At 67.8% G+C, this 18,750-nt stretch carries 16 protein-coding genes and 3 pseudogenes; 11 read left to right on the top strand and 8 right to left on the bottom strand.

The genetic code is table 11. From position 1 onward, the window contains the following. Positions 1-322: 322 nt before the first annotated feature. A complete protein-coding gene (locus tag ACZ5Y0_RS31105) occupies positions 323-1,480 on the top strand; it encodes a sensor histidine kinase (RefSeq protein ID WP_469132004.1) in 1,158 nt (385 codons plus the stop codon). Continuing rightward, entirely contained in the window at positions 1,444-2,199 is a 756-nt protein-coding gene (locus tag ACZ5Y0_RS31100) for a response regulator transcription factor (RefSeq protein ID WP_469132008.1), read from the top strand. The genes ACZ5Y0_RS31105 and ACZ5Y0_RS31100 overlap by 37 nt, the downstream gene beginning before the upstream one ends. Positions 2,200-2,257: 58 nt before the next feature. Here the strand turns inward: ACZ5Y0_RS31100 and ACZ5Y0_RS31095 are convergent. After that, positions 2,258-2,494, bottom strand: a pseudogene (locus ACZ5Y0_RS31095) (prephenate dehydratase); the annotation flags it as partial. 232 nt (positions 2,495-2,726) lie between these two features. Here ACZ5Y0_RS31095 and ACZ5Y0_RS31090 point away from each other — a divergent pair. Beyond that, positions 2,727-4,841 carry an AfsR/SARP family transcriptional regulator gene (locus tag ACZ5Y0_RS31090; RefSeq protein WP_469132003.1) on the top strand — a complete coding sequence of 705 codons (2,115 nt, stop codon included), beginning with the start codon at positions 2,727-2,729 and terminating at the stop codon, positions 4,839-4,841. Positions 4,842-4,904: 63 nt separating this feature from the next. Here the strand turns inward: ACZ5Y0_RS31090 and ACZ5Y0_RS31085 are convergent, their stop codons facing one another. Next, positions 4,905-5,435: a sigma-70 family RNA polymerase sigma factor gene (locus tag ACZ5Y0_RS31085; protein WP_469132002.1), complete on the bottom strand. Its 531-nt coding sequence runs from the start codon at positions 5,433-5,435 to the stop codon at positions 4,905-4,907. Between the two features lie 466 nt (positions 5,436-5,901). On the opposite strand from ACZ5Y0_RS31085, the gene ACZ5Y0_RS31080 reads away from it, so the two are divergent. The 4 genes from ACZ5Y0_RS31080 to ACZ5Y0_RS31065 all read left to right on the top strand — a co-directional run bounded on the left by ACZ5Y0_RS31080 (position 5,902) and on the right by ACZ5Y0_RS31065 (position 9,375). Continuing rightward, positions 5,902-6,507: a hypothetical protein gene (locus ACZ5Y0_RS31080; RefSeq protein ID WP_469132001.1), complete on the top strand. Its 606-nt coding sequence runs from the start codon at positions 5,902-5,904 to the stop codon at positions 6,505-6,507. A 294-nt stretch (positions 6,508-6,801) separates the two neighbouring features. Next, positions 6,802-7,257, top strand: a complete 456-nt coding sequence (locus ACZ5Y0_RS31075; RefSeq protein ID WP_469132000.1) for a MarR family winged helix-turn-helix transcriptional regulator — start codon at positions 6,802-6,804, stop codon at positions 7,255-7,257. A gap of 696 nt (positions 7,258-7,953) precedes the next feature. Further along, positions 7,954-8,421, top strand: a complete 468-nt coding sequence (locus tag ACZ5Y0_RS31070; protein ID WP_469131999.1) for a MarR family winged helix-turn-helix transcriptional regulator — start codon at positions 7,954-7,956, stop codon at positions 8,419-8,421. Between the two features lie 240 nt (positions 8,422-8,661). Further along, positions 8,662-9,375, top strand: a complete 714-nt coding sequence (locus ACZ5Y0_RS31065; RefSeq protein WP_469131998.1) for an SDR family NAD(P)-dependent oxidoreductase — start codon at positions 8,662-8,664, stop codon at positions 9,373-9,375. Between the two features lie 184 nt (positions 9,376-9,559). Here the strand turns inward: ACZ5Y0_RS31065 and ACZ5Y0_RS31060 are convergent, their stop codons facing one another. Both ACZ5Y0_RS31060 and ACZ5Y0_RS31055 read right to left on the bottom strand, forming a co-directional pair. Beyond that, positions 9,560-10,162, bottom strand: coding sequence for a GPP34 family phosphoprotein (locus tag ACZ5Y0_RS31060; RefSeq protein WP_469131997.1), 603 nt, complete (start codon positions 10,160-10,162; stop codon positions 9,560-9,562). 340 nt (positions 10,163-10,502) lie between these two features. Continuing rightward, on the bottom strand, positions 10,503-11,462 hold the full coding sequence (locus tag ACZ5Y0_RS31055; protein WP_469131996.1) for a LysR family transcriptional regulator: 960 nt from the start codon (positions 11,460-11,462) through the stop codon (positions 10,503-10,505). A 163-nt stretch (positions 11,463-11,625) separates the two neighbouring features. Between ACZ5Y0_RS31055 and ACZ5Y0_RS31050 the strand changes: the two genes are divergently transcribed. Continuing rightward, positions 11,626-11,934 (top strand): hypothetical protein, encoded by a 309-nt coding sequence (locus ACZ5Y0_RS31050; RefSeq protein WP_469131995.1) that lies wholly within the window; start codon positions 11,626-11,628, stop codon positions 11,932-11,934. Between the two features lie 594 nt (positions 11,935-12,528). Here the strand turns inward: ACZ5Y0_RS31050 and ACZ5Y0_RS31045 are convergent. The 4 genes from ACZ5Y0_RS31045 to ACZ5Y0_RS31030 form a co-directional block, all read right to left on the bottom strand. Further along, positions 12,529-12,900, bottom strand: a complete 372-nt coding sequence (locus ACZ5Y0_RS31045; protein WP_469131994.1) for a nuclear transport factor 2 family protein — start codon at positions 12,898-12,900, stop codon at positions 12,529-12,531. 75 nt (positions 12,901-12,975) lie between these two features. After that, positions 12,976-13,269, bottom strand: coding sequence for a muconolactone Delta-isomerase family protein (locus tag ACZ5Y0_RS31040; protein WP_145828889.1), 294 nt, complete (start codon positions 13,267-13,269; stop codon positions 12,976-12,978). A gap of 253 nt (positions 13,270-13,522) precedes the next feature. Continuing rightward, positions 13,523-14,134 carry an NAD(P)H:quinone oxidoreductase gene (wrbA, locus tag ACZ5Y0_RS31035; RefSeq protein WP_469131993.1) on the bottom strand — a complete coding sequence of 204 codons (612 nt, stop codon included), beginning with the start codon at positions 14,132-14,134 and terminating at the stop codon, positions 13,523-13,525. A 230-nt stretch (positions 14,135-14,364) separates the two neighbouring features. Then, positions 14,365-14,937, bottom strand: a complete 573-nt coding sequence (locus ACZ5Y0_RS31030) for a TetR/AcrR family transcriptional regulator (RefSeq protein WP_469131992.1) — start codon at positions 14,935-14,937, stop codon at positions 14,365-14,367. 289 nt (positions 14,938-15,226) lie between these two features. Between ACZ5Y0_RS31030 and ACZ5Y0_RS31025 the strand changes: the two are divergent. The 3 genes and pseudogenes from ACZ5Y0_RS31025 to ACZ5Y0_RS31015 all read left to right on the top strand — a co-directional run bounded on the left by ACZ5Y0_RS31025 (position 15,227) and on the right by ACZ5Y0_RS31015 (position 18,745). Next, positions 15,227-15,912, top strand: a pseudogene (locus ACZ5Y0_RS31025) (alcohol dehydrogenase catalytic domain-containing protein). A gap of 396 nt (positions 15,913-16,308) precedes the next feature. Then, a complete protein-coding gene (locus ACZ5Y0_RS31020) occupies positions 16,309-17,061 on the top strand; it encodes an SDR family NAD(P)-dependent oxidoreductase (RefSeq protein ID WP_469131991.1) in 753 nt (250 codons plus the stop codon). Between the two features lie 414 nt (positions 17,062-17,475). Continuing rightward, positions 17,476-18,745 (top strand): annotated as a pseudogene (locus ACZ5Y0_RS31015) (IS30 family transposase). Positions 18,746-18,750 lie beyond the last annotated feature (5 nt).

Here is an 18,750-nt window from a genome sequence, read left to right as displayed (position 1 = left end):
TTTTGGGGTGGGGGGGGGGGGGGGGGGTTTGTGTCAGGGGGGGGGGGGGGGGGGGGGGGGGGGAGGGGGGGGTGGGGGGGGGGGGGGGTGGGCCCCCCCCCCCCCCCCCCCCCCCGCCACACCAGATTACTTGATTCTACAAGCAATTAGATGGCATCGATACGGCAAGCAGTGAGTGACGCTTCGCACCATCAGAGAACGGAGCCCTATACCTTGGTCTAGATGTGGCCCTGACGCCGCGGATCGACTGGCTCCGGTGCAGCGGTCCGTCGTAGGTTGCGTAGTCGTGCATCAGAAGAAACCAGGTCGGCACAGACGGGCCATGCTGCGTGACTCGGCAGTGACCGGCGCCGCCATGGCGGCGACCGCGGTCAGCGCGCTGTACGCCGACCGTGCGGGCTTGCGGCTGTACCCGCAAGTGTTCACGAGCCGAGAAGTGAACCTCGCACCCGGAGGGACGAGTCTGTACCTCGGCGTGCCGTTGCTGTCCGTCCTCCTCACCGGCGTGCTGCTGTGGTGGCGGCGCAGCCGCCCCGTGGTTGTCGCGGTGGCCCTGGTAGGACTGTGCACCCTCTTCCCCGTCGTTCCCGCGGCCGCGATCGCCCTCTTCACGGTCGCGTCCCGGTGCGACACCCGCACGACACGCGTCACAACCGCAGTGGGCCTCCTGCCGATCCCACTGTGCCTCGCGGTGGCGGGGGCCTTCGACTCACCGCACGTGGCCGCGGCGATCAGCGGTGCTCTGGTGGTGCTCGGATCGGTGGGCTGGGGCCTGTTCACGCGCACGATGCGCGAACGCGCCCTGCGAGCCGAGCGGGAGTCCGAGCTGAACGCGGCCCGAGCCCGGCTTCGGGAGAGGGAAGCGATCGCCCGGGAAATGCACGATGTCCTCGCCCACCGCCTCTCCCTTCTGAGCGTTCACGCCGGAGCGTTGAAGTTCAATCCCCACGCACCGGCCGAGCAGATCCAGCAAGCGGCCGAGGTGGTCGCCGTCAGCGCCCGCCGGGCCGTGGAGGATCTTCGGCAGGTTCTCGGCGTGCTGCGCACCCCGCTGGGCCCGGACGCCACCGACCGCGCGGAGCCACCGCAGCCGACCCTGGGCGACCTGGAGCACCTCCTGGCGGAGACCCGGGGGGCCGGCATGGACGTCGAGATGGACATGCGGCTCACCCAGGCACCACAGCCCGACGACTTCACCAGTCGCACCGTCTACCGCATCGTCCAGGAAGCCCTGACCAACGCCCGCAAGCACGCCCCGGGCGAGAAGGTGCGGGTCACACTGGCCGGCGCGCCCGGGAAGGGACTCACCCTGAAGATCGTCAACACTCTGCGTGAACCCACGCCCCGGAGTGCACCCGTGGGGGCGGGCCTGGGCCTCATCGGGCTGGCGGAGCGGGCCGCCCTGGCCGGCGGGCAGCTCACCCATGGCGCGGAGGCAGGCCGATACTCGGTACTGGCCCGACTGCCGTGGACCGCGTGAATCCTGTGGAGAGCGATGTGATCCGCGTACTCCTAGCCGACGACGACGCCCTGGTCCGCGCCGGGCTGCGCATGATGCTGGGGGCCGCCGAGGACATCACGGTGGTGGCCGAGGCGTCCGACGGCGACGAGGTACCCGGCCTCGTCGATGCGCACTCACCCGACCTGGTCCTCATGGACATCCGCATGCCCACCATGGACGGCATCGAGGCCACCCGGATCCTGCGGGCGCGCCCGGACGCGCCCGAGATCATCATGCTCACCACGTTCACGACGGACAGCTATGTGCTGCGCGCCCTACAAGCCGGCGCGACGGGCTTCCTGCTGAAGCACACCTCGCCGGAGGACATCGTGGCCGCGCTGCGCAAGGCGGCCAACGGCGAGGCCGTACTCTCGCCCGACGCGCTCCGACAGCTGATCGCGGCTGTCACCACGGCCCGGACGACGCCCGCGGAGTCGGCGGGACGCAGCGGTGCCGGAATCCCGCCCCGCGATCGCGAGGGCACCCGGCACGCCAGGGAACTGCTGGGTCGGCTCGGCCCCCGCGAGCACGAGGTGGCCGTCGCCGTCGGCGAGGGGAAGACCAACGCACAGATCGCCGCCGATCTGTACATGAGCGTGCCCACGGTCAAGGCGCATGTGTCACACATCCTGAGCAAGCTGGACCTCAACAACCGCGTGCAGATTGCCCTCCTGGTCTACCGCAGCGATCCGCGATAGACGTTCCGCGGCTGCTGTCGACGGCCGCGGGTCGCCCACCCTTCGCCCGCCCGCCCGCTCAGGTCACGCGCCGTCGCCGCCGGTGCCCGTGAGCCGGGTACACACCGAGGACACGCACCTCTGACGAGAAGAAGCCCAACTCCTGCATGACGAGTTTCACTCCGCGCTCCTCGGGATGCCCCTCGATCTCCGCGTGGAACCGGCTGACCTGCGCACCCGCACCCACCTGGTAGCTCTCGATCTTGGTAAGGCTCACGGCATTGCTCGCGAAACCGCCGAGCGCCTTGTAGAGAGCGTCCAACGGAATGCCGACGGCAACGCCAACTGCGAGGCAACGGATATGCGTATTTGACAGGTCAACGATTTTTCTCTTTTACTTGGGTCATGTCAGGTGATCGGCTACTCGTGAAGTGGCTCAACGACGGCCGCCCGGACAATCCGGCCGCGTGGCAGCAAGTCTGCCGGAGGCCGGATTCACCCGATCCCCAGGCGTTGTCCGACCACTGCTGAGGAACGGCGACTGCTCCATGGACGCCAAGGTGTACTACTCGGTTCTCGGCACCGTGCGGGCCATGCGCGGGCACACCCGGCTCGATGTCGGCCCTCCCAAGCGTCTGGCACTACTGTCTCTGCTGGTGCTCCGAGCGCCCGGCCCGGTCTCCCTGCGTGACGCGGTCGATGTCCTGTGGGACGACGAGCCACCGGCCAGCGCCGTCAACATCGTCCACCGGAACATCAGCGCACTGCGCAAATTGCTGGAACCAGGGCTGAGCAACCGCGCCCCGGCCGAACGCCTGTCCCGGTCCGCCGACGGATACCGCCTCCTCCTCGACACGTCGACATCCGATCTACTGCGCTTCCGCGAGCTCCGCACTCGAGCACAACTCGCGGTGAAGGACGGCGACGCCACGGAAGCCGCCCTGCACTTCACCGATGCCCTGCGGCTCTGGCGCAGTCCGGTGGTGGCCGACGGCACGTACGTCTCCCAGCATCCCGCGTTCACCTCGGTCGGCCGCGAATTCGTGGCCACAGCCAAGGAGGCGGCCGATGTCGTCCTGACCGCGGCCCCGGCGTCGACGGAGGAGGTGCTGACGGCCCTGCGGCAGGCGGTGGAGGGACACCCGTTCGACGAGGGGCTGCACGCCCACATCATCACCGCCTTGGCCACCACCGGCCGGCAGGCCGAGGCCCTGGAGCAGTTCGAGCGTATCCGTCGCACACTGGCCGATGAGCTGGGCGTCGAGCCCGGTGCCGCCCTGCGTTCCGTCCAGCAACGCTTTCTGCGGAAGCGCCGACAGAACTCCATGCCGATGCGCCAGACCGGACCGGTGGCCCACGGACCGGTTCATCTGCCTCACAACTCTGTGCCCTTCGTCGGCCGGGCCGAGGTGCTGAACCGCTGTCGGCAGCTCCTGCCGACAGCGGCTCCCGGCAGCTCCGCGGCTCCCACGGTCGTCGCTGTGGGCGGCATGGCGGGAGTCGGCAAGACCACCCTGGCCGTGCACTGGGCTCGCCAGAGCACTGAACACTTTCCCGACGGGCAGATCCATGTGGATCTCCAGGGCTACCACCCCACACGGGCCCCCCTCAGTGCCGCGCAGGCCATGCGCGCCGTGCTCGATGCCCTCGGAGCCCGTCCGGTAGGGGAAGACCACGACGAAGCAGCGCTCGGCTCCGCCTACCGAAGCGCACTCGCCCGACGGCGGTTGCTCCTGCTCCTCGACGACGCGCGGGAGTGCGAACAGGTACGCCCCCTACTGGCCGAGGCAGCGGGCAGCTTGGTGATCGTCACCAGCCGACGGCGCCTGGAGGGACTGGCGGTAACCCACCACGCACACCTCGTCACACTCAGCCCCATGACGCGCGAAGAGGGCGTCGAACTGCTCGGAAGCCGCGTCGGAAACGAGCGGGTGCGCGCCGAGCGGGCCCACGCCGACAAGATGGCCGAGCTGTGCGACGGACTGCCTCTGGCGCTGGCCGTGGTGGGCACCCGTGCCTCGATGCGTACCAGGTTCTCCCTCGCCTCTCTCGCCTGGGAACTGCGGGAGGGGCTGGTGGCCCTGTCCAGTCACGACGCCCGCACCGATACGTCCACCGCGTTCCGACGTTCGTACGACGCGCTGACTGCCGGCGCGGCAAGGCTCTTCCGGCTGCTCAGTCTGCACCCGTCCCGCGAATTCACCCTCGGAGCCGCCGCCAGTCTGACGGGAGGCGGCCTACGCACGGTACGTGAGAACCTGGCGGAGCTCCTTGATCACCATTTGCTCGTGGAAGTGGCTCCTGACCGGTACGCCCAGTATGAGCTGCTGCGCTCGTTCGCGGCCGACGTCAGCGCGACCGTGGACACGAGTGAGGTGCGCTCCGCCGCTCGTGCCCGGATGCTCGAGCACTATCTCTACAGCGCCGATGCCGCCACCGCCCTCCTCACACCACACCGGAGAAAGGTGATCCTGCCGCCGCCGCGCCCGGGCGTCCGGCCCCAGGAATTCGACGGACGCACCGACGCCGCCGACTGGGTCGTCGCCGAAAGGTCTCTCCTGCCGACGCTCGACCGCCACCTCCGCCATCATCCCCAAGGGCGGTCGTTCAGGGCGCACTTGAAGGCCATGCTGGCGACGCCCTTCCCAGCGGGTCAGCATTGAGCCCTTTCCGGGCCCCCGGGTGCGCCCGTGCCGACGCACCCCGGGGGCACCGTCCCGCGCCGCTCAGGCTGCGCCGCGCTGAAGCACGCGACGCAGCTGGCGCAGAGCGTTGTGCTGCCGCGACTTGACGGTGCCTGCGGGGATACCGAGGAGGGCGGCCGTCTCCTTGATCGTGCGATCGCAGAGGTAGATGTGCACGAGGACAGCCCGATGCTCCGGAGACAGCAGGCGAAGCGAAGGCCGCGTCACCATGGCGTCGTGCACCGCTTCGAGTCCCTCACCCATCGTCGGCGGGTCGTGGTAGGTGGCGCCCACGACTTCCTTGCGAATGTGCGGCTTCCTCACCCAGTCGACCACCAGGTGACGTGTGACGGTGAACAGCCAACCACGTAGGGACCCGTCCCTCGTCAGCAGTCGGTCGGTGTTGCGCCAAGCCCGGATGAGTGTCTCCTGAACGATGTCCTCGGCCAGTCCTCGGTCACCCAGCATCTTCTCGGCGTATGAGACGAGGGCGTCCCGATGTTCCCTCATGATGAACCCGAGCAGATCCGGCCGGGGCGTTTCTGTGGGGGGCGTAGCCATGATCTGAGCCATCCTGCATTTCCGTTCATGCTGATCGGAGGCCGGTGGGGTGCCTCCTCATGCGCACCGTAAGCAGAACCGAGTGCCTGAAAACTGTCGCGTTTATGACGCTTTCGTGATCTCGCCGGCCGGGAGGGGCTCGGGGACTCCGTCGGACACGCTCGGCATGGGCGACGCCCCGCCGAGGGCGTCCCACACGAGCCCGTCCACATGGCAACACGAGACGGCGGCGGCTCCGGTTCACGCCTTCGGGAAGCTTCGTGACCGCCCGCATGCGGACGGGCCCCGACGGCCGATCGGCGCTCTCCCCCGGTGCCCCGCCAGGCGGGAGTGTGGTGGGTGCCGAGGGCCCGACCATTCGAGCCGGAGGCGGCGCCGCATATCTGAGCGGAACGCCACCTCGATGACATAGCCGCGTCTCTGACGTAGCGGCATGGGTACGATGCGCCAGATCATTCATGTAAAGGAGTGAACGGTTGTGACCAGCCAATCAACCGCCACGCTCCGGTCGCGGTATGTAGAACGGGCCGCGTCGGACCTGGAAGAAAACCGTCATCAGCAGGAGGAACTGGCCAAGGCTCTCGTACGGTTGAAGCACGAGGAAGCCCTTTTGGTCGACATCCTGAGTCTCGCTGAGCGTCATGAGGGCCTGCCCGGCGCAGCGCAATTGCCCGCTCAGAAAGGGTCCGGAACACATATTCCGGCCGGACGGCCTGTGCAGCCTCCGTCGCAGCAGACGACGCGTCGCTCAGCGCACCTGAGGGAACGCCGGCTCAAAAGGGTCCTGGCAGAGTCGGGCGCGAAGGGGAAGTCGCGTCAGCCTCTGCTCGGGGAAATTTTGACGGCACTGCTTGGTGCCCACTCGGAACCGCGCCTCGCCAAGGAGCTGCACGCTGAGCTGACGGCTAAGCACCCTGACCGGTCGCCGACGCCACAGGTGGTGCGGAACACCTTGGAGTCGCTCGTCGCCAAGGGGCAGGTCCAGCGCCACAAGCAACAGCGTTCGGTGATGTACACCCTCGCGGACGATGCGCGCGGCGGCGTTCCGACAGAAGAAGGCGACGCCGGAGCCGCGGAAAGCTGACCTTCCGGATGTGACCCGGCGGCCGGAAGCCCTGGGCCGGCCGGATCCTCGCCCCGCCGCTCGCCGACGGCGCGGAGGAACGGTCCGCCTCCCCTGGCTCGCCGGGTCACTAGAACCCTTTCCCGTATTTAGCGCACGCGTATCCAGCCAAGACGAATGGTCATCTCAGATGGATGCGCGAACCGACTGCGCATGAGCGGCTGAACGGCCGCTCCCGTCCCCCAGCCGCTGCGAAGCCCACGAGAACACATCCATGCATCTTCGAGGGACGAACTCGCCCATTAGACTGCGCCCATGGCAGACGCGACGACGATCGATCCCCTCAACGCGGACGAGGAGGCCTTCCTTCGCGCTCTGGGCAGAGTTTTGGCGGTGCTGCCTCGAGTCGTCGATGCGGACATGCTTGGGGAACATCCGATCACCAGTACCGAGTACACGGTTCTGGTGCATCTCTCCGAGGTCCAGCACCACCAGATGCGCATGAGCGAACTGGCCACCATGTGCGGCCTTTCGCTCAGCGGCATGACGCGGGTTGTCAACCGTCTCGAAGCGCAGTCACTCGTCCAGCGCCAGAGGAGTCCGGAGGACGGGAGGGCCTGGTTGGCCATACTTACCGACTCCGGATGGGAAATGCTGCGGCAGGCATGGCCGACGAACCTCGCCAGTGTGCGCCGCCACGTCTTCTCCCGGCTGGAAGGCTGTGACGTCGCGGCTGCCGCCAAAGTGCTGGAACGCATAGCGGCCCCCTGACGCGCGGCGGACGAGGGTGGAGCCGGCCGGGACACCTGTGGGTCGGGCGGCCGGCTCTCAGCATCCGGAACCTTTCCGGTCGCCCAGGCCGGCGACCACCGGTTCGGGTCGTTCCGACGGTGCCGCGGTGGCGATTCCTTCGAGACGGCGACAAGCCTGCTGGCCGGCGTGCGCTGCTGGGCATGAACCTCATTCGTGCGGCCCGCCGCGCCGGTACCGGATCGACACGGAGTGTCCGCGTTGACCGGACGACCAAGGGCACACGCCGTCAGCCGTGCCCTGTGACCGCGGTGACGCTCGTCGGAGCCCAAGCCCCTCAGAGGACCGGGAAAGTTACCGGCCGCAGCGGCCAGACCGCGGACGCGGAGTGACCCGCACGTCATGCCGCTGAGCAACACCTCGACGGCGGCGAGGTTCTCCCCCACCCGGTCGGCGGCTTGAGTGAGGTTTGCCCCGATCAGGGCGTCGCTACCGAAAGCAGGCTCGGGATCAGGGACCCCCCGGAAAGATTGCCCGTACAAGCGGTAAGTTTAAGATTGCTTCGCCAAACAACCGAATGAGCGGAAGGAGCCGACAGCCACAGTCGGCCCTCACGGGCCGAAAACCGGATCGCACTGCGAACGGCTCGACGGATCGGGTGCGACCACTGAAAAGGCCCGGCCGATCGGCTCCATCTGCCTGAACAGGAGCCTTCTGATGACGTTCCAGCCGACGCCGGCCGAGGACACGGTGCGACCACTGAACGCGGACGAGGAGGCCATCGTCCGATCCCTGCCCCACCTGATCTACGCCCTGCCACGCTCCATCGACGCCGACATGATGCAGGAACAGCGCATGTCCGCCACGGAGTACCTGACCTTGATGCATCTGTCAGAGGCATCCAACCGCCGTCTGCGCATGGGCGACCTCTCCACAGCGTGCGAGATGTCGCTCAGCGGCACGACCCGCGTCGTCCACAGGCTGGAGAAGGAGGGCTTCATCCAGCGCGTGCGGTGCGACCAGGACGGCCGCAGTTGGTATGCGGCCCTCACCGACGCCGGCTTCGCGAGACTGGAAGAGGCCTGGCCGACGAACTTGGCGGCTGTGCGTCGCCACTTCCTCGATCACCTCGCCGGAATAGACCTGAAGTCACTTGCCACCGCGCTGCAGAAGGTCGCCACGTGATCACGCTCGCCCTCCCCCGCGGTGCGCGCGCCGCCACCGGAAGGGCCGGCGGTTCGTTCACATCGTCGGTGGCAGTGGGGTGATCATCGACTTCTTCTCCGGAGCCGGTCCCGTCGGGCCGGCTCCGTCCACATAGCCGGGGCGCCACTCCAGGCGCGCGAGGGTTGACCCAACTAGACCGGTCGTCTATCTTTAGAGGACCGGTCGGCTAGCGTGCCGGAACGTGTCCTGAGGAGCATCATGAGCAACACCGGGCAGAAGGTCGCCGTCATCACCGGCGCATCGCAGGGTATCGGCGCGGGCCTCGTGGAGGCCTACCGCCAGCAGGGCTGGGCCGTGGTCGCCACATCGCGGACCATCGCCGAATCACAGGATGACCAGATCCTCACCGTGCAGGGCGACATCGCGGACCGTGCCACCGCCGAGCGGGTCATCGCCGCCGGCCTGGAGCGGTTCGGGCGCATCGACACGCTCGTCAACAATGCAGGCATCTTCCTCTCCAAGGAGTTCACCGACTTCACCGAGGCCGATTACGACGCGGTGCTCGGAGTCAACGTCGCCGGCTTCTTCCGGATCTCACAGCTCGCGGTCGAGCAGATGCTGAAGCAGGGAGGCGGCCACATCGTGCAGATCACCACCAGCTTGGTCGAGCACCCCAACTCGAACGTCCCTTCCTTGCTGGCCTCGCTCTCCAAGGGGGGTCTCCAGGCCGCCACCAAGGCCCTGGCCATCGAGTACGCGTCCAGGAACATTCGCTCCAACGCGGTGGCCCTCGGCACGATCAAGACCCCCATGCACCCGGAGGAACACCACGAGACCCTCGCGGGTCTGCACCCGGTCGGTCGCATGGGCGAGATCGGCGACATCACCGATGCGGTGCTCTACCTGGAGAACGCTCCCTTCGTCACCGGGGCCATCCTGCCCGTCGACGGTGGCCAGACGGCAGGACACTGACCACCGGGATCCTTCGTCGGACGCGCCCTCCCGATGCGACCCGCTCGCCCTGACCCGCTCGCCGAGGGATCTCCATCCATCTGAGGACGACGGAGACGCGCCGTGGGAGCGGACATGTGCCCCCCACCCGGCACTCCTGCCACAGCCACCTGTCAGGCATGCACGGCGCTTCTCCCCTTGGGGGTCAGCACCCTCGCCAGAAGTTGTCGAACCCCCCTCTCTCGACCGACCGGCGTTGCCGTTCGGCGGCCAGTTGAGTGATGGCCTGGTGAACGTCGGCAAGGACGGCGATCTCGTCCTCATCGAGGCCGTCGAGCGCGTCGGCAGGCGACGGCTCAGCGATCCCTGCCGCGGCTGCGAGGTGGGTGAGAACGGGATCGCCCGCAAGCAGCCGGTCGGTCGCACTGCACAGAACTTGAGGGCCGACAGCCGGGGCTGCCTGACGGAAGGAATGCCGATAAGCCCGCGCCAGTGGTTCCGGCAAGGTTGCGCGGAGAGCGACTCGGTATCGTGCGGCAAGGTCACGGCCCCGGCGCCACAACCACCTCTCCACGGTTTCGTGCGGTGCGTCCCGAACGATCTCCGAAGCGGCTTCGATCAGCATCGAGTTCCCTGTCCGTGGTGCAGCAGCCGACATGATCCGGTCGCGCATGAGGACGACGGCGTGCAGGTCTGCGAGGTCGATGAGTTCGGCTCCTGCCAAGGCGAGTGACAAGTCGCCCTGCTCGAAGTCCGGTTCGGCGCCGTGAGCGGCAGCCAGGGCCGCCAGGTGCAGGGCTGTTGCCACGTACGCCTCCAGATGGGGCGTGGAGAACCGCCGCCGGCAACGGCGGGGGCCGGCCGGAACCGCATGGGAAACCCGAAGCGAGCCGACCGCCGTTCCTCACCGGAGCTTCCTACGCTCAAGGTAAACACGGCGGCGGCTGCGGCGCTCCTTCCCGACCCATGGTCGTCGTTCGGAGGGGTGAACGCCTCCTGTGGTCCCGGTTCCCTTATGAGACCTCGGGCGCGGCCGGAGAGGGCGGTGACGCAGACGCAGCCGTTGTCCCCGAGGACGCGATGAGGCCCTGATCGGGGCCGCGTACGGCAAACGACGGCAATCAGCAGGTGCTGTGATCGCCGGGGCGTCAGTCGCCGGAGTCCCTCCGACCGACCGCGCGTGGACCCTGGCGCCCGTGGGGGTCGTCGCCGGGAAGCCATGCGGCCGGGCCGTCGATTCCCAGCTCGGCCGGTTCGCGGCGCAGTGTTTCCACGACGGCTCGGACTTCGGCACGGTCGTCGTCAGCCCGCCACACGAGGGACCACGTCCAGTAGACGGCCGGGTTGATGACGGGTACCCGTGTCAGGTCGGGGGGAAGGCCGACGTCCTGGTTCTTCGGGTTGTCGACGACGGGACGGCGACTGCGACGGACGTGCTCGAAGAACGCCTGCCCGGTGAGACTGCTTCCGGAGACCGAGACCGCTCGGGCTCCGGTCGCGCGGGACACCTGCTCGGCGTAGGTGTTCCACGACTGCCAGGTGGTGTCGTCGTCGAGGAGGAGCAGCGTGTTCTCGGCAGCCACCTCGCCCAGGTCTTTCTGCGAGGTGACAGCATGCAGTCGATGGGCACCGACGAGCGCCGCCCGCAGGCCGAGCTTCTCCAGGTCCCCGGTCCGCACCCAGCACACGGCGAGGTCGAGACTGCCGTCCGCCACCCGGGCCGCCTGTGTGTGGGAGGGTGCGACCCACGGGTCGGTGTGCACCTGGGCCACCGGCGAAGTGCGGGCGCTCAGGTCGGGCGGCAGCCAATGGACGTAGGCCAGCCGCAGCGGCTTCGAACCGGACAGCTGCCGGGCACGATGCTGCAGACCGTCGGCTCGGGACACGAGATCGCGGGCCTCGGGAAGCAGGGAGGAACCGGCTCCCGTGAGGGTGACCGAGCGGCGGTCACGGTTGAACAGCCGCACACCCAGGTCGCGTTCGAGGGCTTTGATCTGCTGCGACAGGGACGGGCCGGCGATCCGCAAGCGGGCCGCGGCCCGTGCGTAGTTGAGTTCCTCGGCAACAGCAACGAAGTACCGCAGTTGGCGCAGCTCCACGCTCGTCATGCTACTCCGGGGCGTCACAGCGCCTTTCCGAACGAAGGGCTGAGCCATCGAGGTGATCTGGGCGTTTCCTCCGGATCAGTGACGGGAGTATAAGCAGCTGGCGAGCCGATACCCGGTGGGGACGGGGGTCGTACGTGTGCGAGCGAGGCGTACGATGCCTGCCGTGGATGCCTCACACGACCACTTGCGGTGCGGGCTCTGTGGGCAGGTTATGGATGCCCAGCACGAGCAGAACCACGAGGAACCGGTGGTCAGCGCCGGCAGGAGCATGGAGTACGTCGTTATCGAACTGCGTGGAACAACTGCTCATTGTCAAGCCGTCGGTGACCCGTCTCGACTGTTTGAGACCGGGGCCGACGTGCTGGCGGAACAATTGGGGATTGCCCTGCCCGATGTTCTTGGCTGCCACTACAGGTGCTGGGAGACGCCTGGGGAATACGGTGTCTTCCGGCGTGCCTTCGAGCTGGTCTGACCTGTGACGGTGCGCCGGACCATTTCGATTGGATCATCTGATCGTTGACTGATGTGTGTCGTTGAGTGACGCCCCGTGGGCAAGAATCGAGCCGTTGCGGCCGGACCGGCCTCCGAGACGGGGTGGGCGGTGGCGGGATCAAAAACTCAGCAGCGCAGCGCCCGGCGCGGCAGCACTCGAGATGCCGGCCATGGTGCCGGGCTGCCACCACCTACCACCATCAGGATCAGCAACATGGTGAAGTAACCATTCACGGTCGGGGGCGCGGTGGTCGTCGCCGCTGTGTCCTGGAGTTTTCCGTGCAGCCGTCGCCCATGCCTCGCCACCCGGCCACGGATGCCGACAGCATCACACGAGGCGACCGGCCAAGGGCGACGCCCGCCCGCGGACCGCTCGCGCGTGCTGTGCGCATGCCCAACTGCCTGCGGGATCCGAGCATGCTTGATTCGTCAAGGCCTCAGCCGATCGCACGACGGGCTTGTCGGAGGCCGCCCCGAGATTTCATCGGCGGCCCGGACCACGGCCAGCCAGTTGAGCGACGTGTACGGAAACGGCACCGTGAAGGCGGATCCCGAGAGTCACTCCGTCTTTCTCTCAGCCGAGCTTGGAGACCTGGTAATGACCGATCAGCCACTCCCCGTCGACGCGCCTGAGCACGATGCTGAGATTGACGGAGATGGTCGGGCGGTCGACGAAGGAGAAGTCGACACCGAGGTATCCGAGGAGGACGTCGTCGGCCAGCTCGCGGGTCTCAAGGACCTCGTAGGCCGCCGTCAGGCCCAGCGGCTGGGATTCGTAGTACTCAGCGACGCCCGAACGTCCGACGCTGTACGGATGCAGTCCCTGGAAGATCGCGTCCTCGGTGAAGCATGCGGCTACTTCCTGCGGCGCGTGCGTGTCGACCCCTTCCTTCCAACGGTCCATGACACCGCGCAGGATGCTCCGATGTGTCTCTGTGCTCTGCATCAGGTACTCCTGTTCATCGAGGCGGAACCTGGCCACCTCTGGATCGGTCCTGGCGACTGGGGCCCGCCGAGGAGGTCAGGCGGCGCGGCCCGGATCGTTCGGGTGGGACTGCAGTGGCGTGATCACTGCGCTCATCCAGGGCCACAAGGGCAGGCTCCCGAGAACGTTCGCGCGCAGATCCGCTTCGTCGTCGGCGAGCCAGATGCCGACGCTGCGAAGCTCTCCCACCGGGCGCCACAACCGGAACAAGCGCCCCTGAGCTGCCAGCTCCCCGGCGCGCACTGCTTCAGCGGCCCGACGCCGGTCAACCTCCGCCGGGTCGGTCCCCTCGGGAACGACAGTGGTCAGTTCGACCATGAACTCCTTCATGATCTTTTCCTCTCTGATCTGGTGACTGCGCTGCCGAGCACGGGCACGGGCCACGGAGCCATACCTTGCCTGCCGCCCGCACCGGGGTGGCTCGGCACCTACATGATCCGCCCGTTCTCTCCGTTCGACACTCGAGCCGGCGCCGGGGCGGGCGTCGGAGTACTCACGGAGTGAGCCTCCGGACGCCCGGTGACCTGGAAAACCCAGGTTCCGCCGACTAAGCGGACGAAGCCGGCACCCACACGGTCCGGTGTCAGGCAGCTGCCTTGATCGCGCTCGCGATCTTGATGACACGCTCGGCCTGGATGCGGGCGGCGGTACGCGTGACATCGTCCACCGGGTTGGCGCCCTGCGCGTCGACGTGCGAGGTGCCGTAGGGGTTACCGTCAGTGAACTTGTTCGGGTCGGTGAAGCCCGGCGTGACGGTGAGGCCGCCGAAGTGGTGGATCGAGTTGTAGAGGGCGAGCAGGGTCGACTCCTGGCCGGCGTGCGCGGTGGCGGAGGAGACGAAGCCGCTGTAAATCTTGTCGGCGAGCTTGCCCTCGGCCCACAGACCACCCAGCGTGTCGATGAACTGCTTCAGCTGCGAGGAGACATTGCCGAAGCGGGTGGGCGTGCCGAAGATGATGGCGTCGGCCCACTCGACGTCGGCGGCGGTGGCCTCCGGAATGTCGGCGGTGGCGGCGTGGTTGGCTGCCCAAGCGGGGTTGGAGTCGATGGCGGCCTGAGGGGCCAGTTCGGCGACCTTGAGGAGACGAACCTCGGCGCCGACCTTCACACCGGCGTCGTGGAGTTCCTTGGCGATCTCCGTGATGGTGCCGGTGGAGGAGTAGTAGATGACAGCGAGCTTGACGGGAGTGGACATGAAAGCGTTCCTTCGACGAGTCGGGTCGACCACCACTAGGTGACCGGTCTCCTAAGCTAGACGACCGGTCGCCTAACGTCAAGTGCCGATTTTCAAGAGCCCGACGTCGCGAGCCGCCGTTCCCCTAGGCCGCAGACACGTCGGCCGGCTCCCGCCTCGCTCCTCCGTGCCCCGCTGTGGTGAGTGCGATCCGGGGCAGGGCGGTCGCCGACAGGGCGGCGACCGCGTGACTAGCGCAGGACGACCTCGAAGACGGTCCGGAAGAACGCCTCCACAGGCGCTGCGGACTTGTCGACCCGCGTCGCGATCAGCGTCCCCTCCCAGGCGCTGAGAATGAACAGTGCGGTTGTCTCGACATCGACGGAACCCTTGAGGTCGCCGGCCTCCTGCGCCTCGGTGAGCAGCTGTCGCAACCGCTCGGCCCACCCGTCGAAGCCCCTCTTTGCTGCGGACCGGATCTCCTCGCTGTGATCAGCCACCTCCGCGCCGAAATTGCCCACCAGGCAGCCGCGAACGAAACCGTTGTCCAGGACGCCTCGACTCAAGAACTCGAAATGCGCGCGCAGCCTGTCCAGCGGGGGGCTACCCGGCCCGGTGAGCATGTCGAAACGCAGCGTGTCCGCGTACCGGCTCAGCGCCTCCAGGGCACTCTCCTCCTTGCTGGAGAAGTGGTTGTAGAAGGAGCCCTTGGGAACTCCCGCGGCCTTGGTGATGTCGTTGATCCCTGTCGCGTTGAAGCCCCGTGCGTGGAACTGCCGGAACGCCGCCTCGGCGATCTCCTCACGCTTGGACGCTCGCCCCATTGCTCTGGCCTCCTCGGGAATCCCGCATTGTCACGTCGTACCCCCGTGCCTCCGCGCCGCGGGGGTACGACGCCGAGGACGGGCCGGACCTGAACTGGCAGACTGAGATGACCGACCGCATCAGTCTAATCCGACACGATCTCCCTGATCGTGTCCCGTTGCTGGTGGAGGGCTCCCCCGCTGCCCCTGCCCCCTGAGCACGGCGGGAGCGGCACGATGGGATAGGGTCTAAAGTCGACTGGTCATTTTCCTCGCTGTGGTCAGCGGAGGCGGTCGCACGCTCATCGTGATGTCTGAAGATGCCATCGATGCGGGACCGGCTCATCTCTACTTGTCTGGCCGAAGGAACATCCGGAGCGAGCACGTCGACATGGCGGGCATTCGAAGCGACCGCTGTCCACAACCTTCATCTCGTCGAGCGCAAGCTGACCGATCCGGCACCTGGACAGGTACGTCTGCGGGTCGAGCCTGCGCGATCTGCCACACCGACGTGCCGGCCACCGAAGGCTTGCGCGAAGACCCCTCGCGTCCCATCGTCCCGGGTCACGAGATCGTGGCCGTCATCGACGCGGTCGGTGCTGGAGTCTCCGCTTACAAGCCGGTGACCGCGTCGGCGGCGGTTTCCTGAACGGGCACTGCTGGGAATGCGAGCCGTGCCGACGGGGTGACTTCGTCAACTGCGCCAACCAGGAACAGACGGGCACCACGGTCGACGGTGGATACGCCGAGGTGGTCCATGCCCGAGCCAGCGGGCTCGGGCGCATTCCCGATGGCATCCCCACGACGGACGCCGCTCCCCTGCTCTGCGCGGGCTTGACCACTTTCACCGCGCTCCAACAGGGCCCTGCCTGCCCTTCCGGAGCACTCGTCGCCGTGCAGGGCATCGGCGGTCCGGGCCGCTTGGCCGTGCAGTACGCGCGCAGCCTCGGCTACCGCGTCGTCGCGATGGCGCGCGGCGAGCAAAAAGAGACGTAAGCCCGGCAGCTGGGCGCACACGAGGTGCATCGACAGCTCCGGTACCGCCCGCGGGGCCGAGCTCACTGCCCTGGGCGGGGCTTCGATCATCGTCGCCATGCCCTCCAGCGGCGCGTCCATGAATCCTCTTGTTCGGAGCCTCGCCCCGAACGGGAGGCTCGTCGTGGTCGGGGCAGCACCCGACCCGCTGACGATCGTCACCCCGAACCTGATCTTCGGCACCCGCGCGGTCCGCGTGACACGACAGATTCTGCTGAGCATCGGGACCGACCGGGGGTGACGCAAAGCACTACTTGCTTGAGCAAGTAGTTGGTATACTTGCTTGGGCAAGCAAGCTTGGATGTTTTCATTTCAACGAGAGTCCACCGATACACCGCACCAACCGGAGGTACTGACATGAATCGTCTCGATGGGCGGGCTGCACTGGTCACAGGCTCGACGAGCGGAATCGGGCGCGGTGTCGCGGAGGCGATGGCCCGCGAGGGCGCCATCGTCGTCGTGACCGGACTCGGCGCGGAGAACGGCGCCCGGGTCGTCGACGGAATCGTCGCGGAGGGCGGCGTCGCCCACTTCGTCGAGGCAGACCTCTCCGCGGGTGGCTCCGAGATCCGCCGCCTCGCACAGGAGGCGGCGGCCCTGGCGGGCCGACCGATCGACGTCCTGGTCAACAATGCGGCCTATCTCGTGCCGCCCCACCCCATGACCGAGTCGACCGAGGAGCAGATCGACCAGGTGCTGGAGGTCAACATCAAGGCCCCGTACCTCCTGACGGCAGCTCTGGTGCCCGGCATGGTGGAGCACGGCGGGGGCTCGGTGATCAACATGGGCTCGATCGGCGGCGTGGAGGGAATCAAGTTCACCTCGCTGTACGGCGCCAGCAAGGCCGGCCTGCACTCGCTGACGAGGTCATGGGCCGCGGAGTTGGCCGCCGACGGTGTGCGGGTGAACACCGTCGCCCCCGGACCCACCATCACGGAGTCGAACGATGAACTCCGCTCCCTGCTGGAGGAGCTCGCCGAGAGCAACCCGGACAGGCGCACGGGCAGCGTGCAGGACACCGCCGCGGCCGTGATCTTCCTCGCCAGTGAGGACGCGTCACACATCCACGGTGTACTGCTGCCCGTGGACGGCGGAGCCCTCGCGATCTGAGGACTGGCCGGCTTGACGCGCCAGCGCCAGCCGGCCTCCGGATCGTCCTCAATGATCAGTGAGCGGTCTCACGATCCTGGCAAGCACGCAAGGACAGTCGGCTCCTCGCAGCGTCGTGGTCCGCCCGCGTACAGGGCTCCTCCAGCGGGCCGGAGAATCATTCAGCACGCCCGGCTCAAGCCGCTGGAGGAGCCGTTCGGGCGGTTGCTACTCATGGGACGACACCCTGGGCGATGGCTGGCGAAGCCCGCAGAGCCGGACGCGGGCCCCGTTGACGCGGATGGTGCAGTGGGACGGGGAGTCGTCGCCTCGGGTGTCGTCCCAGTGGGACGAACGACGCGCAGGTCCGCTCGGTGAGGGCCCGGCCTCCTTGAGTTCTAGTGGTCGTCGCAACACCCCAGCTCAGGGGATGCGATGGACTTCGAGGTCCGGGCGGATCGACGGCCACAAGGGCCGAAGAAGTTAAGCCGCGAGCGGGAGACATACCTCCTGCTCGTGGATCAAGGAACTTCTCATCTGGACGCCTGCCGGATCGTTGGCATCAACGACCGGACAGGCAGGCGATGGCGTAACGGCCGGCAGGCGTCCGGGAAGAACAAGGCGGCACCGCCCCTCGTGGAAACGGGGCCGTGGCGCTGCACCGAGGACATGGACCCGGCGGCCGCCCAGGAGCCCGACGACGCTCCTTCGCGCTACCTGCGCGAGGCGGACCGGATCCACATAGCCGACCGCCTCCGGGAGAAGGCATCCGTCCGCACGATCGCTGCCGAGCTGGGACGCAGTCCGTCCACGATCAGCCGGGAGATCCGCCGCAACCGCACGGTCCTGCCCAGCGGCCAGTGGTACTACCGACCGCATGCGGCCCATCGGCGAGCGGTCCGGCGTCGGCCTCGGCCGAAGGTCGGCAAGATCGGCCAGAACCCAGAGCTCCGGGACTTCGTCCAGCTTCACCTGACCCTGCGCTGGAGTCCCGAGCAGATCTGCCACGCTCTGCGCAGGCGCTACCCCGACCGGCCGGAGAGGCACGTGGTTCACGAGACGATCTACCAGGCGCTCTACGTCCAGGGCCGCGGTGAACTGAGGCGGGAACTGACCCGCACCCTGCGCACGGGACGCGCCGTGCGCCGGCCTCATCGCCACTCGGCACGCCGCAGGAAGCGGTTCCCCCACCCGATGGTCATGATCAGCGAGCGGCCCGCTGAGGCCGCTGACCGAGCCGTCCCGGGCCACTGGGAGGGCGACCTCATCATCGGCAGCAGCTCCCGATCCGCCATCGCCACCCTGGTCGAACGCAGCACTCGCTACATGATGCTGGTGCACCTTCCCAACGGCCACGGAGCCGCCGCCGTCCGCCAGGCCCTGGTCGACACGGTCCAGACTCTTCCGCCTCATCTGAAACGGTCCCTGACCTGGGACCAGGGCGCCGAGATGGCCGCCCATCACGCCTTCAGCGTCGCCACGGACATGCCGGTCTACTTCTGTGACCCCGGCAGCCCCTGGCAGCGAGGCTCGAACGAGAACACGAACGGTCTTTTGCGGCAGTACTTCCCCAAGGGCAGCAGCTTGTCCGGGCACACTCGCGACCACCTCGACACCGTCGCGGCCGAACTCAACAACCGCCCACGCAAGGCGCTCGGCTGGGGAAACCCCAGCCGGGCGCCTGCACAAACTACTCGCCGCCTGATCAGA

The sequence above is a fragment of the Streptomyces sp. NPDC033216 genome (assembly GCF_055577115.1).
This window is presented reverse-complemented; position numbering and strand designations above follow the sequence as displayed.

Excerpts from the sequence above, each read along its gene's own strand:
- ACZ5Y0_RS31105 (WP_469132004.1), top strand. The coding sequence starts at position 323 with ATGCTGCGTGACTCGGCAGTGACCGGCGCCGCCATGGCGGCGACCGCG.
- ACZ5Y0_RS31090 (WP_469132003.1), top strand. The coding sequence starts at position 2,727 with ATGGACGCCAAGGTGTACTACTCGGTTCTCGGCACCGTGCGGGCCATG.
- ACZ5Y0_RS31085 (WP_469132002.1), bottom strand. The coding sequence starts at position 5,435 with ATGGCTCAGATCATGGCTACGCCCCCCACAGAAACGCCCCGGCCGGAT.
- ACZ5Y0_RS31075 (WP_469132000.1), top strand. The coding sequence starts at position 6,802 with ATGGCAGACGCGACGACGATCGATCCCCTCAACGCGGACGAGGAGGCC.
- ACZ5Y0_RS31070 (WP_469131999.1), top strand. The coding sequence starts at position 7,954 with ATGACGTTCCAGCCGACGCCGGCCGAGGACACGGTGCGACCACTGAAC.
- ACZ5Y0_RS31065 (WP_469131998.1), top strand. The coding sequence starts at position 8,662 with ATGAGCAACACCGGGCAGAAGGTCGCCGTCATCACCGGCGCATCGCAG.
- ACZ5Y0_RS31055 (WP_469131996.1), bottom strand. The coding sequence starts at position 11,462 with ATGACGAGCGTGGAGCTGCGCCAACTGCGGTACTTCGTTGCTGTTGCC.
- ACZ5Y0_RS31045 (WP_469131994.1), bottom strand. The coding sequence starts at position 12,900 with ATGCAGAGCACAGAGACACATCGGAGCATCCTGCGCGGTGTCATGGAC.
- ACZ5Y0_RS31040 (WP_145828889.1), bottom strand. The coding sequence starts at position 13,269 with ATGAAGGAGTTCATGGTCGAACTGACCACTGTCGTTCCCGAGGGGACC.
- wrbA (WP_469131993.1), bottom strand. The coding sequence starts at position 14,134 with ATGTCCACTCCCGTCAAGCTCGCTGTCATCTACTACTCCTCCACCGGC.
- ACZ5Y0_RS31030 (WP_469131992.1), bottom strand. The coding sequence starts at position 14,937 with ATGGGGCGAGCGTCCAAGCGTGAGGAGATCGCCGAGGCGGCGTTCCGG.
- ACZ5Y0_RS31020 (WP_469131991.1), top strand. The coding sequence starts at position 16,309 with ATGAATCGTCTCGATGGGCGGGCTGCACTGGTCACAGGCTCGACGAGC.